This window comes from Streptosporangium canum (assembly GCF_900113865.1).
GTDB classification, from domain to species: Bacteria; Actinomycetota; Actinomycetes; order Streptosporangiales; family Streptosporangiaceae; genus Streptosporangium; species Streptosporangium canum.
The window spans coordinates 250,844-265,308 of record NZ_FOQY01000003.1; the positions used below are offsets into that span (position 1 = coordinate 250,844).

Annotated in this window: 16 protein-coding genes; 1 reads left to right on the top strand and 15 read right to left on the bottom strand. The window is 68.3% G+C overall.

The features are described from left to right. Nucleotides 1-23 precede the first annotated feature (23 nt). The 15 genes from BM085_RS05820 to BM085_RS05890 form a co-directional block, all read right to left on the bottom strand. Nucleotides 24-431: a F0F1 ATP synthase subunit epsilon gene (locus BM085_RS05820; protein ID WP_093885981.1), complete on the bottom strand. Its 408-nt coding sequence runs from the start codon at nt 429-431 to the stop codon at nt 24-26. Between the two features lie 65 nt (nt 432-496). After that, complete coding sequence (gene atpD, locus BM085_RS05825; RefSeq protein WP_093885982.1) at nt 497-1,924, bottom strand: F0F1 ATP synthase subunit beta; 1,428 nt, start codon at nt 1,922-1,924, stop codon at nt 497-499. Nucleotide 1,925: 1 nt separating this feature from the next. Continuing rightward, on the bottom strand, nt 1,926-2,825 hold the full coding sequence (locus BM085_RS05830) for a F0F1 ATP synthase subunit gamma (RefSeq protein WP_086570273.1): 900 nt from the start codon (nt 2,823-2,825) through the stop codon (nt 1,926-1,928). A gap of 3 nt (nt 2,826-2,828) precedes the next feature. Beyond that, nucleotides 2,829-4,478, bottom strand: a complete 1,650-nt coding sequence (gene atpA, locus BM085_RS05835) for a F0F1 ATP synthase subunit alpha (protein WP_086570271.1) — start codon at nt 4,476-4,478, stop codon at nt 2,829-2,831. A gap of 23 nt (nt 4,479-4,501) precedes the next feature. Next, on the bottom strand, nt 4,502-5,314 hold the full coding sequence (locus tag BM085_RS05840) for a F0F1 ATP synthase subunit delta (RefSeq protein ID WP_218158625.1): 813 nt from the start codon (nt 5,312-5,314) through the stop codon (nt 4,502-4,504). Continuing rightward, entirely contained in the window at nt 5,314-5,862 is a 549-nt protein-coding gene (locus tag BM085_RS05845) for a F0F1 ATP synthase subunit B (protein WP_093885983.1), read from the bottom strand. The genes BM085_RS05840 and BM085_RS05845 overlap by 1 nt, the downstream gene beginning before the upstream one ends. Before the next feature lie 31 nt (nt 5,863-5,893). Then, entirely contained in the window at nt 5,894-6,127 is a 234-nt protein-coding gene (gene atpE, locus BM085_RS05850; protein ID WP_012888402.1) for an ATP synthase F0 subunit C, read from the bottom strand. A 64-nt stretch (nt 6,128-6,191) separates the two neighbouring features. Continuing rightward, a complete protein-coding gene (atpB, locus tag BM085_RS05855) occupies nt 6,192-6,983 on the bottom strand; it encodes a F0F1 ATP synthase subunit A (RefSeq protein ID WP_093885984.1) in 792 nt (263 codons plus the stop codon). 67 nt (nt 6,984-7,050) lie between these two features. Further along, nucleotides 7,051-7,266, bottom strand: a complete 216-nt coding sequence (locus BM085_RS05860) for an AtpZ/AtpI family protein (protein WP_043655021.1) — start codon at nt 7,264-7,266, stop codon at nt 7,051-7,053. A gap of 88 nt (nt 7,267-7,354) precedes the next feature. Further along, nucleotides 7,355-7,771, bottom strand: a complete 417-nt coding sequence (locus BM085_RS05865) for a Cg1360 family ATP-synthase-associated protein (RefSeq protein WP_012888399.1) — start codon at nt 7,769-7,771, stop codon at nt 7,355-7,357. 152 nt (nt 7,772-7,923) lie between these two features. Next, a complete protein-coding gene (locus BM085_RS05870) occupies nt 7,924-9,219 on the bottom strand; it encodes a glycosyltransferase family 4 protein (protein WP_177244967.1) in 1,296 nt (431 codons plus the stop codon). Between the two features lie 57 nt (nt 9,220-9,276). After that, nucleotides 9,277-10,542 (bottom strand): serine hydroxymethyltransferase, encoded by a 1,266-nt coding sequence (locus tag BM085_RS05875; protein WP_093885986.1) that lies wholly within the window; start codon nt 10,540-10,542, stop codon nt 9,277-9,279. Between the two features lie 77 nt (nt 10,543-10,619). Beyond that, the gene (locus BM085_RS05880) at nt 10,620-11,000 is read right to left on the bottom strand and encodes a hypothetical protein (RefSeq protein ID WP_093885987.1); all 381 of its coding nucleotides are present in this window, start codon (nt 10,998-11,000) and stop codon (nt 10,620-10,622) included. 16 nt (nt 11,001-11,016) lie between these two features. Then, entirely contained in the window at nt 11,017-12,639 is a 1,623-nt protein-coding gene (locus tag BM085_RS44205; RefSeq protein WP_093885988.1) for a hypothetical protein, read from the bottom strand. A gap of 124 nt (nt 12,640-12,763) precedes the next feature. After that, a complete protein-coding gene (locus tag BM085_RS05890; protein ID WP_177244968.1) occupies nt 12,764-13,648 on the bottom strand; it encodes a glycosyltransferase family 2 protein in 885 nt (294 codons plus the stop codon). A 57-nt stretch (nt 13,649-13,705) separates the two neighbouring features. Here BM085_RS05890 and BM085_RS05895 point away from each other — a divergent pair, with 57 nt between their 5' ends. Continuing rightward, the gene (locus BM085_RS05895; RefSeq protein ID WP_177244969.1) at nt 13,706-14,464 is read left to right on the top strand and encodes a polysaccharide deacetylase family protein; all 759 of its coding nucleotides are present in this window, start codon (nt 13,706-13,708) and stop codon (nt 14,462-14,464) included. The last annotated feature ends 1 nt before the right edge of the window (nt 14,465 follow it).

A 14,465-nucleotide genomic window follows, 5' to 3' on the forward strand; every position in this document is an offset into this window, starting at 1 on the left:
GCCGTACCGCTCAGAAGCAGAATTTATCCGACTTCCTCGCCGGCCGCGCGCAACCGGGCCCTGGCACGCTTGGCCGCGAGGGCGGCGTCCGCGTCCTCCTGGTTGGCCTCGATCGAGGCCTGCGCGCGCTGAAGCGCGTCCTTCGCCGCGGCGACGTCGACCTCGGAGCCGAGCTCGGCCATTTCGGCCAGGATCGACACCTCGTCATCGGCCACCGAGAGGAACCCTCCGTGGACCGCGGCGATGAGGTCGCTCTCGCCACCTCCACGCTTGACCGTCAGCACGCCGCCCTCGACGAGAACACCGAGCACGGGCGCATGCTTAGGCATGATACCGATCTCGCCGTCGATGGTCTTGGCAATCACCATGTCGGCCTCGCCGGACCAGATCTCACGCTCCGGCGAGACGACGCCTACTCGCAGCTTCGCCACGTTCTCTCCAGTTCCTTTCGAACCAGGCACCGGTACGGCTCATGCCGTACCGGTGCCGAAGGCGACTAGCGGGCGAGGTCCTTGGCCTTGGCGATGGCCTGCTCGATGCCACCGACCATGAAGAACGCCTGCTCGGGCAGGTGGTCGTACTCGCCGGCGCACAGACCCTTGAACGAGGCGATCGTCTCGTCCAGCGGCACGAACTCACCCGGCTGGCCGGTGAACGCCTCGGCGGCGTACATCGGGTGGGAGAGGAAGCGCTCGATACGGCGGGCCCGCTGGACGGTGACCTTGTCCTCTTCGGACAGCTCGTCGATACCGAGGATCGCGATGATGTCCTGCAGTTCCTTGTACTTCTGCAGGATCCGCTTGGTCTCCTGGGCGACGCGGTAGTGCTCCTCGCCCAGGATGAGCGGGTCGAGGATCCGCGAGGTGGAGTCGAGCGGGTCCACCGCGGGGTAGATGCCCTTCTCCGAGATCGGCCGGGACAGCACGGTCTGCGCGTCGAGGTGCGCGAACGCGTTGTGCGGGGCCGGGTCGGTGATGTCGTCCGCGGGGACGTAGATCGCCTGCATCGAGGTGATCGAGTGACCGCGGGTCGAGGTGATGCGCTCCTGGAGGACACCCATCTCGTCGGCCAGGGTCGGCTGGTAACCCACCGCGGACGGCATGCGGCCGAGCAGGGTGGAGACCTCGGAACCGGCCTGGGTGAACCGGAAGATGTTGTCGATGAACAGAAGCACGTCCTGCTTCTGCACGTCACGGAAGTATTCCGCCATGGTGAGGGCGGAGAGCGCGACGCGCAGACGCGTGCCCGGCGGCTCGTCCATCTGGCCGAAGACGAGCGCGGTGTCCTTGAGGACGCCGGCCTCGTCCATCTCCAGCCAGAGGTCGTTGCCCTCACGGGTACGCTCGCCGACGCCCGCGAACACCGAGGTGCCCGAGAACTTCAGCGCGACCCGGCGGATCATCTCCTGGATCAGAACGGTCTTGCCGACACCGGCGCCACCGAACAGACCGATCTTCCCACCCTTGACGTACGGGGTGAGCAGGTCGATGACCTTGATGCCGGTGGGCAGCATCTCGGTGCGCGACTCAAGGGTGTCGAAGGCGGGCGACGGGCGGTGGATGCCCCAGCGCTCCTCGATCTTGAGCGACGCGGTCGGCACGTCCAGCGACTCGCCAAGGGTGCTCCACACGTGGCCCTTGACGACGTCGCCGACCGGGACGGAGATGGCGGCGCCGCTGTCGGCCACCGCCGCACCGCGGGTCAGGCCATCGGTGGGCTGCATGGAGATGGCGCGGACCAGGTTGTCACCCAGGTGCTGGGCGACCTCCAGGGTCAGGGTCTTGGTCTCCTCGCCGAGGGTGACGTCGACCGTCAGCGCGTTGTAGATATCGGGCATCGCCTCGACGGGGAACTCCACGTCGACGACGGGACCGGTGACCCGCGCGACGCGGCCCACGCCGGTCTCAACAGTCTGTGCAGTCATTTCACTCTTTCCCCGCTGCGGCGTCAGCCAGCGCGTTCGCGCCACCGACGATCTCGCTGATTTCCTGGGTGATCTCGGCCTGGCGAGCCTGGTTCATCTGCATGGTGAACACGCGGATCAGCTCGTTGGCGTTGTCGGTCGCCGACTTCATGGCCCGGCGGCGCGAAGCGTGCTCCGAGGCTGCCGACTGGAGCAGCGCGCTGAAGATGCGCGACTCCACATAGCGCGGCAGCAGTGAGTCGAGCACGGCGCCGGCGCTGGGCTCGAACTCGAAGTACGGCAGCGGCGTGTCCGGCTTCTCGGAGGTCTCCTCGACCTCCAGCGGCAGGATGCGCTTCACCGTTACCTCTTGGGTGAGCATGGACACGAACTCGGTGGAGACGATGTGGATCTCGTCCACGCCGTCCTCGGCCGAGAACGTCTGGATCAGCGTGTCCGCGATCTCCTTGGCGTTGGAGTAGGAGGGGCTGTCGGAGAACCCGTCCCACTGCCCGCCCATCTCGCGGCCACGGAAGGTGTGCCAGGTGATGCCCTTACGGCCCACCACGAAGGGGACGGGCTCGATGCCCTTCCCCCGCAGCAGGGAGCCGAGGGCCTCGGCCTCACGCAGGATGTTCGCGTTGAAGCCGCCGCAGAACCCGCGGTCGCTGGTGACGATGAGCACGGCCGCCTTGCTGGGCCGCTCCTTGGCCACGGTCAGCGGATGGTCGACGCTGCTGGTGTTGCTGACGACGCCCGTGACGGCGCGAGTGATCTCGCGCTCGTACGGCACGGCCGCCTGCATCCGCTGCTGCGCCTTCACGATGCGCGACGAAGCGATGAGCTCCTGGGCACGCGTGATCTTCGCCGTGGACCTGACCGACTTGATCCGCCGCCGCAGCAGTCTTAGCTGGGCACCCATCGGCTACTTCTTCTCAGCCGTACGGACGTGCTTGGTGATCTTCTCCTGGCCGACCTCACCGGCGGCGAGCGCCGCGACCGGCTCCTCGTTGACCAGCAGCTCGCCCGAAGAGGTCTCGAAGGACTTCTTGAACTCGGTGATGGCGTCCTTGAGAGCGGTGACCGTGTCGTCCGACAGCTCCTTCGTCTCGCGGATGCTGTCGAAGATGCCCTTGCTCTCGCGCGAGAGGTAGTCGTGGAAGTCCGCCTCGAAGCGGCGGATGTCCTCGACCGGGACGTCGTCGAGCTCACCGGTGGTGCCCGCCCAGACCGACACGACCTGCTTCTCGACCGGGAGCGGGCTGTACTGGGCCTGCTTGAGCAGCTCGACCAGGCGCTGGCCGCGCTCCAGCTGGGCACGGGAGGCCGCGTCCAGGTCGGAGGCGAAGGAGGCGAAGGCCTCCAGGTCACGGAACTGCGACAGCGACAGGCGCAGCGTGCCGGCGACCTTCCGCATCGCCTTGACCTGCGCGGAGCCGCCGACTCGGGAGACGGAGACACCGACGTTGATGGCCGGACGCACACCCGAGTTGAACAGGTCGGTCTCGAGGAAGCACTGGCCGTCGGTGATGGAGATGACGTTGGTCGGGATGAACGCCGAGACGTCGTTGCCCTTCGTCTCGATGATCGGCAGACCGGTCATCGAGCCCGAGCCCATGTCCTTGGAGAGCTTCGCACAGCGCTCCAGGAGACGGGAGTGCAAGTAGAAGACGTCACCGGGGAAGGCCTCACGGCCCGGCGGGCGGCGCAGCAGCAGCGAGACGGCGCGGTAGGCGTCGGCCTGCTTGGTCAGGTCGTCGAAGACGATGAGGACGTGCTTGCCCTGGTACATCCAGTGCTGGCCGATGGCCGAACCGGTATAGGGGGCGAGGTACTTGTAACCGGCCGGGTCGGACGCCGGGGCGGCGACGATGGTGGTGTACTCCATCGCGCCCGCCTCCTCAAGGCGGCCCTTGACCTGGGCGATCGTGGAGCCCTTCTGACCGACCGCGACGTAGACGCAGCGAACCTGCTTGTCGGGGTCGCCGGAGAGCCAGTTCTCCCGCTGGTTGAGGATGGTGTCCACGGCGATGGCGGTCTTGCCGGTGCCACGGTCACCGATGATCAGCTGGCGCTGGCCGCGGCCGATCGGCGTCATGGCGTCGACCGCCTTGAGGCCGGTCTGCAGCGGCTCCTTCACCGGCTGGCGCTGGACCACGGACGGGGCCTGGAGCTCAAGGGCGCGCAGGCCCTCGGACTCGATGGCGCCCTTGCCGTCCATCGGAACGCCCAGCGGGTCGACCACACGGCCGAGGAAGGCGTCGCCGACCGGCACGGACAGGACCTCGCCCGTCCGGCGGACCGACTGGCCCTCTTCGATCTTGCTGAAGTCGCCCAGAACAACGACACCGATCTCCCGGACGTCCAGGTTCAGTGCCAGGCCACGCGTGCCGTCCTCGAACTCAAGCAGCTCGTTCGCCATCGCCGAGGGAAGGCCGGAGACATGGGCGATACCGTCGCCGCAGTCGACGACGGTCCCGATCTCCTCGCGCGCGGCGCCTTCCGGCTCGTACGCCTGGACGAAGCGCTCAAGCGCGTCCCGGATCTCGTCCGGCCGGATCGTAAGCTCCGCCATCTCTCTTCAGTCTCCCTATTCGCCTAGCCGGCCAACCGGCGGCGGACTTCTTCGATTCGTCCCGCGATGGTGGTGTCGATGAGGTCGTCCCCGATGTGAACCGAGAACCCTCCGAGCACTCGCGGATCCACCTCGACGTTCAGATGAACGTCGCGGCCATACGAGGTGCGCAGCCACGTGGCGAGACGCCGCTTCTGCTCCTCGGAGAGCTCGACAGCGCTGCGCACCACCGCGACGAGACGCTGCCGCTGGGCGGCGACCAGGTAGCCGAACTCTTCCAGTCCTCTGTCCAGGCTACGTCCTCGCGGATGCACCACGAGCTGCGAGATCAGACGGAGGGTGGTGGGGGCGACCTTGCCGGCGAGCAGGGAGCCGAGCAGCTCCTGCTTGGCCTGCGCGGGAACGCCGGGGGCGGTCAGGGTCCGGTGCAGCTCCAGGTTCGAGGCGACGATGCGCCCGAACCGGAACAGCTCGTCCTCGACGTCGTCGAGCCTGCTCGCCGCCTCGGCCTCGGCCGCGGCGGCGATCACGCCGAGCCGTTCGAGCGCGTCGGCCAGGTCGCCCGAGCGCGCCCACTTGGCGGAGACGGCCGCGATGACCGTCTCCAGTGCGGCACCGCTGACCTTGCCCTCCAGCAGGACCCGTACGGCTTGCGCCTTCTGGGCCGCCGGGCGGGCGGGGTCGGACAGGTTGCGGCGGAGCCCGTGCTCACGGTCGAACAGGTCGGCGACCGCGAAGAGCTCGTCGGCCAGCGAGCCGAGGTCCGCGCTTCCCGCCACGGCGTTGAAGCGCTCTTCGACCTCGGCCAGCGAAGCCCTGCTCAGACCTCTCAGCATCAGCGGACCGCCGCGCTGCTCGACTCGAGCTCCTCAAGGAACCGGTCGACGGTGCGGCGCTGACGCGCCTCGTCCTCCAGGGACTCACCGACGATGCGGCTGGCCAGATCGGTCGACAGACGGCCGATCTCGGAGCGGAGCTGGGCGAACGCCTGCTGGCGGTCGGCCTCGATCTGGATGTGCGCGGCCTCGACGAGACGACGGGCCTCGGCCTGCGCCTCCTCACGGAGCTCGGCCTTGATCTGAGCGCCCTGCTCACGAGCCTCTTCACGCAGGCGCGAAGCCTCGTGACGAGCCTCGGCGAGCTGGTCCTTGTACTGCTTGAGCAGCGCCTGGGCCTCGGCCTGCGCGTCCTGCGCCTTCTGGATCCCGCCTTCGATGGCCTCGGTCCGCTCGACCAGGGTCTTCTGGATGCGCGGGGTGAGGATCTTACCGACGACGACGAGGACGACGAGGAACGCGAAGACGCCGACGACCAGCTCGTAGGTGTGTGGGATGAGGGGGTTGCCCCCCCCTTCCGCTGCCAGGAGTGAAGCTGCCTGAATCATGTGTGCAGCCTTCCGTCAGGTTTGGTGCGTCTTAGCGGAACATGAACGGCGCGACGAGGCCGATCAGGGCCAGGGCCTCGGTCAGAACGAAGCCGAGCAGCATGTTCTGGCGGATCAGGCCGTAGGCCTCAGGCTGGCGGGCGATCGCCTGCACACCCTGACCGAAGATGATGCCGACGCCGATGCCGGGGCCGATGGCGGCGAGACCGTAGCCGATCGAGCCGAGAGCGTTGAGGGAGCCGGTGACCTCAGCGAGGACGGACATTCCTGTATTCCTTTACGGTCGGCCGGTGGGACGTCCCACCGGTCTGGACTATTCGAGGTTGGTCTTAGTGCTCGGCGTGGAGCGAGTTGCCGATGTACATCGCGGCGAGCATGGAGAAGAGGAACGCCTGCAGGAACTGGATGAACATCTCGAAGCCGGTCATGGCGATCGTCATGAGGACGCCGACCACGCCGAGCGGGGCACCCAGCGGCGTGAGCTTCTCGAAGAGGAACCAGAAGCCGACCATGCTGAAGAACGCGAGGATGATGTGGCCGGCGAACATGTTGGCGAACAGTCGGACCGCGTGGGTGAAGGGCGCGATGATCATGTTCGAGAGGAACTCGATCGGGGCCAGCAGCACGTAGATCGGCTTGGGCAGCCCCGGCGGGAACATCATGTTCTTGAAATAACCGACTGGTCCCTGGTGCTTGACGCCCAGGTAGACCTTGAGGACGTAGATGCTGACCGCCAGCACGATCGGGAAGGCGATGTGCGAGGCCACCGGGAACTGCAGGACGGGGACGACCCCCATCAGGTTCCAGATCCAGACCAGGAAGAAGATGCTGAGCAGCAGGCCCATCCACCGGTCGGCGTCCTTGCCGAGGAACGGCCGGGCGACCTGGTCGCGGACGAACATGTAGCCCATCTCGGCGACGTTCTGCACGCCCCGGGGCACGATCTTCGGATTGGCGAATGCGGACCAGCAGAAGACCACGACGATGAGCGTGCTCAGAAGCGCCAGCAGCACGGGCTTCGTGAACCAGTCGACGCCTGGAATGATCGGGGGGAGGTCGAAGAGTTCGAGGCCCGGAGGCGTGAACTCGTCCCCGGAAGCGAGGAGCGTCAGCGTGCTCACGCGGCGTTCCCTTCAGCGTGGTAGTGGATCGAAATGGCTTCGTCAGCGAAGCGACCGCCGCCGAAGGCTAGCGACCGTACTTCCGGTAGACCAGGTAGACGGCGAGAGAGACTCCGAGGATCAATCCGATCGGGGTGAAAGCGATCACGCCCGTCCATTTGGACAGCAACCATCCGGCACCGCCGTACAGAATCATCCCGGAGAGGAGATAGCTGGGGATCGACCAAGCGGCGCTGGCAAAGTCGCGGCCGTCGTCCTCGGGCCGGATTTTCTTCTCGCTCATCGCGGGCATGACGATAGCAGCCGCGGTGCGGACTAGTCATATCGGGCCCGGTCACACACGCGAGCGAGATACTACGCCTCATCGGGTATCACCCGGACCCGGGGGTCTTGCCATCGGGGTCGACATAGAGCATTTTGAGCTTCATGAACCCGCGCATCTCGCCGATGGTCCAGGCGACGGTGCACACGACGGCACCCCAGCCGAACGCCTTGGGCTCGAACGCGGTGGCGTTCTCGAACGCCTTCAACAGGGCCATGACTATGAGGATTTTCACCGCGTAGGTCACGACCGCGGCGGTCATCATCGCCATCGGCGAGACCCGGCCGGCGTAGGAGATCGCGACGATGCCGAGGGTGAAGAAGACACAGACGACCAGTGCCCCGATCGCCGCGCCCAGCGCCCCCTTGCCTCCGGCCACGAGGGCGGCGACGACGACCACGACAAGCCCCACCAGCAGCGTGGGTATCGCAGCCCCCTTCAGGAGGCGCACGTCGTTGGCCTGCATCGGCACTCCAAGTAACTGTTATCAAGCGAGCGATTGCTACCTTGCAGGGCTCATCCTGTTGAGCGGCTGCTAGTGAAAGCTATCACAAGCTCACGGAAGAGCGCCTTTACCTGCCGTTTCAAGTAAACGATCAAGAGGTTTCCGGCAGGTGTTCAGCGCGGCGTCTCAGGGGCTGAGAAACCCGGAGTCGGAGCGGTAAGTGACAGGTCAGGGAGCACGGAGAGCACCGCCGTGTCGTCGTCGGCCGCCACCGACCGGGGGCCGGGCGTCTCCGGAGGGAGCGGGCGGCTCTGCCCCTGGACCGGCCCGCCGCCGGGGCGGACGTGACGCCCGCCGGCGCCTGCCCCGCCGCCCCCGCTTTTGCGCGCGCGCCAGCTCGGCAGCGCCATCATCACCAGCACGCCCACGGCCAGCAGCACGGTGAGCGGGAACAGCACGAGCGGGACGCCCTCGACGGACATCGCCACGACCGTGAAGGCGAACAGGAACGTCCAGGTGTACATGATCAGCACGCTGCGCCGGTGCGAGTGACCGATGTCCAGCAGCCGGTGGTGCAGATGCCCCCGGTCGGGGGAGAACGGCGACAGGCCGTTGGAGGTGCGCCGGATCACCGCCATGATGAGGTCGAGCAGCGGCAGCACCAGGATGGCGACCGGCACCAGCATCGGCAGGATCACCGGGAAGCGGTTGATGCTGGTCGAGTCGAGGGGCGTGATGGTGATCATCGTGGACGCGAGGACCAGGCCGATCAGCATCGCCCCGGTGTCGCCCATGAAGATCTTCGCCGGGTGGAAGTTGTGCGGCAGGAAGCCCAGGCACATGCCGATGAGCACCGAGGCGATCGCCGCCGTGACGTTGATGCTGGTGTCGCCGTAGTCCTTGGACAGCACGATGGAGTAGGTCCAGGTCGCCATGGCGGCGATGCCGACGATCCCGCCCGCCAGGCCGTCCAGCCCGTCGACGAAGTTCACCGCATTGATCATGACGACCACGACCAGGATCGTGAGCAGTGGACTCAGCGTGGAGTCGAGGATGATCTGCCCGCCCAGCGCGGTGGGGAACGGCAGCCACGGCAGGCTGACGTCGAAGGCGACGAGGACACCCGCGGCGCCGATCTGCCCGGCGAGTTTGATGAGGGCGTCCATCCCCCACCAGTCGTCCAGGAAGCCGGTCAGGGTGATCAGGCCGCCCGCGGCGATCAGCGCGATCACGGTCTTGCCCTCGGCCAGCCTGCCCCCGGCGTACGGTAACTGGCTGGCGATCAGCAGGCCGGCGACGAGCCCGCCGTACATCGCCAGACCGCCGAGTCTGGGCGTCGGGGTGGTGTGCACGTCGCGGTCACGGACCTCTGGCATCGCACCGATGCGGATGGCGAACACGCGGACCAGCGGGACCAGGAGGTAGGTCACCGCTGCCGCCACCAGCGCCATGAGTAGATATTCGCGCACAGACCTAGTTTCGCGGATAGTCCGGCCAGCTGTGACCGGAAAACGACACAGAACAGCTCATAGTTCGCTGGGATAAATCTGATGGATCTCGGTGAGCGCCGTCACCCGCGCCCTGATCTCTCCCACTGCGTCAGGGTTGCGGATGACCTGTGCCACCATCGAGGCCACCTCCTTCATCTGCTCGGTCCCCATTCCCTGTGTCGTGACGCAGGGGGTGCCGACCCGGATGCCGGACGTCACCGTGGGCGGCTCGGGGTCGTAGGGGATGGTGTTGCGGTTCAGGGTGATCCCGGCGGCGACGCACCGCTGCTCGGCCACCGCGCCGGTGACCCCGACATCGCGCAGGTCGATCAGGGCCAGATGGCTGTCGGTGCCCCCGGAGACGGGCCGCATCCCCTCGGCGGCCAGCGCGTCGGCCAGCACCTGAGCGTTGGCCACCACCTGACGCGCGTAGTCGGCGAACTCCGGCTGGAGCGCCTCGCCGAACGCCACCGCCTTGGCCGCCACCGCGTGCATGAGCGGGCCTCCCTGGACGAACGGGAAGACCGCCCGGTCGATCCGGGCCGCCAGCTCCCGCGTGCACATGATGCCGCCGCCTCTCGGACCGCGCAGCGCCTTGTGCGTGGTGAAGGTGACCACGTCGGCGTACGGCACGGCGGACGGCAGGGCGCCTCCGGCCATCAGGCCGACGGTGTGGGCGACGTCGGCCAGCAGCCAGGCGCCGACCTCGTCCGCGATCCCCCGGAAGGCGGCGAAGTCGATCTCACGCGGGTAGGCCGTGGCACCACAGATGATCATCTTGGGCTGGTGCCGCAGCGCCAGCTCCCTGACCTCGTCATAGTCGATCAGCTCGGTGTCCCTGCGCACGCCGTACGCGACGACGTCGAACCACCGGCCGGAGAAGTTGACCTTGGAGCCGTGGGTGAGATGCCCGCCGTGGGACAGCTCCATGGCCAGCACCGTGTCGCCCGGCTGGAGCAGCGCGGCGTAGGCGGCCAGGTTCGCCGAGGCGCCCGAGTACGGCTGGACGTTGACGTGGTCGGCGCCGAACAGCCGCCTGGCCCGGTCGATCGCGAGCCGCTCGGCCCGGTCGACGACCTCGCAGCCGGCGTAGTAGCGCCTGCCGGGATACCCCTCGGCGTACTTGTTGTTGAGCGTCGATCCGAGCGCGGCGAGCACCGCCGGCGAGGCGAAGTTCTCGCTGGCGATGAGCTGGAGGCCACCGCGGAGCCGATCGAGCTCGTCGAGGAGGACCTGCGCGACCTCTGGATCCCGCCTGTGCAGGAGCCCGAAGTCGGGCCCGTAGTACGGCTCTGCGCCCATGGCTCACACCCCAGGGATGACGACTCACCCCACTGTAAGCCCGGCCGCCCCTGTTTTCCGAAGTCAGGGGCGTGCCGTCACGAGAATGCGTGCGGAGCTCCGGCGTTGGCGGGCACCCATCTCGGCGTGTCGGCCGCCTGGTCGCTGATCGAGGTGAGGATCGCCTGGCGGTAGAGGCCGAGACGGGTGCGCCACTCGGCCATCTCCTCCACGTAACGCCCCGAGACCGGGGCGTCCCAGACGTCCCTGCTCCTGGCCAGCTGGTAGGCCTTGTCCAGGGCGGAGGTCAGGGTGTCGAGTGTGGGGAGCACCTGCCGCCACATCGTGACCAGCCGCTGGTAGTCGGGGTTGAACTCCCACGCGATCGCCCCGTCCGGGGACGGCAGGCCGGGGGCCGCCGAGGCGGGCGGGGTCTCCCCCGGCTGCAGCGGCTGCGGTGCGGGTGGATCCACGAACATCACAGGCTCCTCACGCTCACTGCCCGCCCGCCCGTCCGCCGCCGGGCGGCGGGATCGGCTGCAGCGGGTCTCCCGGATCCACATCGCCCGCCGAGCCGTCGGGCCCGACGTCCATGGGCGTCCACGCGCCCTCACCCCACGTCTCGCCGTCGGGCACCTGCACGCCCGGCATGTCCAGCGGCTCGATGTCGCGCACGTTGTCGGCGAGCGTCCCGATCGCGTCGATGCTCGGCGGGTCCACCCGCACCGAGACCACGTCGGTGCCGTCGGCCGCCCACCGCGCGGCCGACTCGCCCACCGCGGTCTCGACGGGCGGCGTCTCCGCGCTTCCGGGCGCGTTCCCCGCCGACTGGGTGCCGCTCTCCCCGCCCGTGCCCGGCGGCTGGATCCGCTGCTCGGGATCGGGCTCCACCGTGTCGGGGACGGAGGTGTCGAAGTCGGTCCACGGCGGCGCCGCATTCGGGTCGACCCGGTCGGGCAGCGTGCCGGTGGTGTCGGAGGCACCGTCGACGCCGGGCATCTCCAGCGGCGGGATGTCCTCGATGTTCTTCAGCAGCTCGGCGACCTCCGCCGCCGTGGGCGAGTCGAGCGGGACCTGGAGCACCTGCACCCCGTCCACCGCCACGACCCTCGGCCGCATGTCGCCCCGCTGGTCGATGTCGTCGGGGTGGTCCTTGCCCGCGGTGTCCGGGATGTCGACGCCGGAGACACCGCCCCCGTCCCTGGGCGAACGCTCGTCGCCCTTGGAACCGGTCTCCTCCTTGGAGCCGGTGTCATCGACGTTCACCACCCGGGAATCAGGATCGTCCCGGGGCGCCTCCGAGACCGAACCCCCATCACGCGGAGACGTCTCGTCGGCCTTCGAACCGGTGTCATCGACGTCCACCACCCGGGAATCAGGATCGTCCCGGGGCGCCTCCGAGACCGAACCCCCATCACGCGGAGACGTCTCGTCGGCCTTGGAACCGGTGTCCGGCTTGGCGTCCGGAGCGGTGTCGCCGACGTTCGCCGTCCGCGGGTCGTAGATGTTCACCTTGCGGGAATCGGGATCGTCCCGGGGTGCCTCGGAGGTGGGAGCCCCCTTGCGGGGAGACGTCTCGTCCCCCTTGGAACCCGTCTCTCCCTTGGAACCGGAATCGGTGTCGTGCTTGGGGGCGGGCTTCGGGTCGTCCTTGGAGGCGGGCTTCGGGTCGTCCTTGGACCCGTTGTCCGGGGACTGGTCCCGTGACGGGGGAGCCTCGTCGCCCTTGGGCACGGCGGGCTTCAGATCCTCGACCTTCGGCCTGTCCGGCTTCGGGTCGGACTTCCCGTCCGCCCCGGAATCGGGCTTCGGCTCTGTTTTGCCGTCCGTCCCGGAGTCGGCGGTCTTCGGCTCTCCGGCCCTCGGCTCGGCCGGGGGCGCCGACCCCTGCTTGATCTTCTTCTCCAGCAGTGACACACGGGCGGAGACGTCGCGGACCATCACCTCGCACGCGTCGGCGATCTGCGACGGCCGGTGGGTGGACTGCGAGGAGAGACCCGCCCCGCTCATCAGCCGGGCTACCTGGCCCTCGACGGCCCGCATCTGCTTGGACGCCTGATTGACCTCGGACAGCAGATCACGGACCAGCTTGGGGTCCATTCCGTCGAACTTACCCATGGACGTCTCCCGGAAGTGTCGGCGGACTTCACGGTACCGGGGAGACAGCCCCGCGTCACGAGGATAATCAGACAGTATGGATCACTGACATAAGCCGTACGGAGCTCGGGCCCGGCCCGCGGGGTCACGCCTTGGAATAGACGTGGCGACGGACCGGGAGCAGGATCCCCGTGATGCCCTCCAGCCGTCCGACCAGCCGCTGCAGGTGCCAGCTCGCCTCTGCCCAGCGCGCCCGGGCAACGCTCAGCAGCGCGCCGCCGAGCGGCCTGGCCAACGTCCTGAGCCGGCCCCGCCAGCCGTAGTGCCTGCGGTAGACCCTGCCTGTCCCCCGCGCCACGTGGCGTGCTCTGACGCGGGACTCCCGGGTGCCCGTCGCGGGGGCGGAGGGATTGTCCTCATAGACGGTGATGCGCGGGTCGTAGGCGATCGACCAGCCGCTCCGCAGTCCGCGTAGGAGCAGGTCAGTCCCCTCTCCCGACTGCCATGGTGTCGTGCTGCCGGCCCCGAGCCCCTCGTCGAAGTCCCCGACCGCACTCATGAAGGCCGCCGTGTAGAAACATGTCGCCTCGATGGCCTGGGACCACACGGTGGTGCTGTCGAGGACCGCGGGATCGGCGCCGAAGGCCAGCTGGGCCGGCCGGCCCGCCGCGTCGAGCAGCATTCCGGAGACCACCCCGTACGCACCGATCGCCGCGCATACCTGGGCGAGGGTTTCGGGGGCGTACCAGGTGTCGTCGTCGGGGAAACCCACGACGTCGTATTCGCTGAGCGCCGCCACACCGGCGTTGCGCCCGGCGGACAGGCCGCGCGGCGTGGTCACCCGCCGGACCGGCAGGCGCTCCCTCCAGCGCTCGACGACCTCCGCCGTCCCCGTCGCGCCGCTCTGGTCGACGACGATCATCTCGGTGACCGGCAGACTCTGCTCGAACACTGAGCGGAGCAGGCGGTCGAGGGACTCGGGTCGGCCGATCGTCGTGACGACCAGGGAGACCCGTATAGAGGGATTCACGCCGATATGGTAGGCCAGCGCAGCGAAATGCGATTGGAGCCTCCCGAAATGGTCCGCATGAACAACGCACCGATGGTGTGGGTCTACCACTCCGTGGCCGAATTCGATCGGGACCCCCTCCGGATCACGGTCTCTCCGGACAGCTTCCACCGCCACATGCGCTGGCTGCGCGACCGCGGCCTGCGCGGGGTCACGATGCGCGAACTGCGAGCCGCCGAAGCGCGGGGCGAGGCCGCCGGGCTGGTCGGGCTCACCTTCGACGACGGCTACGCCGACTTCGCCACGACCGTCGTACCCGCCCTGGCGGAGTACGGTTTCACCGCGACGGTGTTCGTCGTCGCGGGCCACGTGGGCGGGGACAGCTCGTGGGATCCCGGGGTCCCCCGGGACGTGATGACGCCCGAGCAGCTCCGCGAGGTGGTCGCCGTCGGCATGGAGATCGGCTCGCACTCACTCACCCATCCCCGGCTGCCGACGGTGGACGGCGGACGGCGACTGGTCGAGGAGTTCACGACGAGCAAGGCGGTGCTGGAGGATCTCACGGGCGAGGCGGTCAGCGGATTCTGCTATCCGTACGGCCAGCACGGCGCCCGCGAGGTAGAGGCGGTCACCGAGGCCGGATTCGGCTACGCCTGTGCCCTCTGGCACACCGAGCACGCGGGCCTGTTCGCGATGCCGCGCATCGAGCCCTTCGACGAGACCGGCCCCATGGGGCTCCGAGGCCGGATGCTCGCGCATCGGATGAACAAGACCTACCCCAATATCCGAGGCATTCTCAAGGATCGCTTCGGTCTGGATCTCCAGGCTCGCGGCTAAA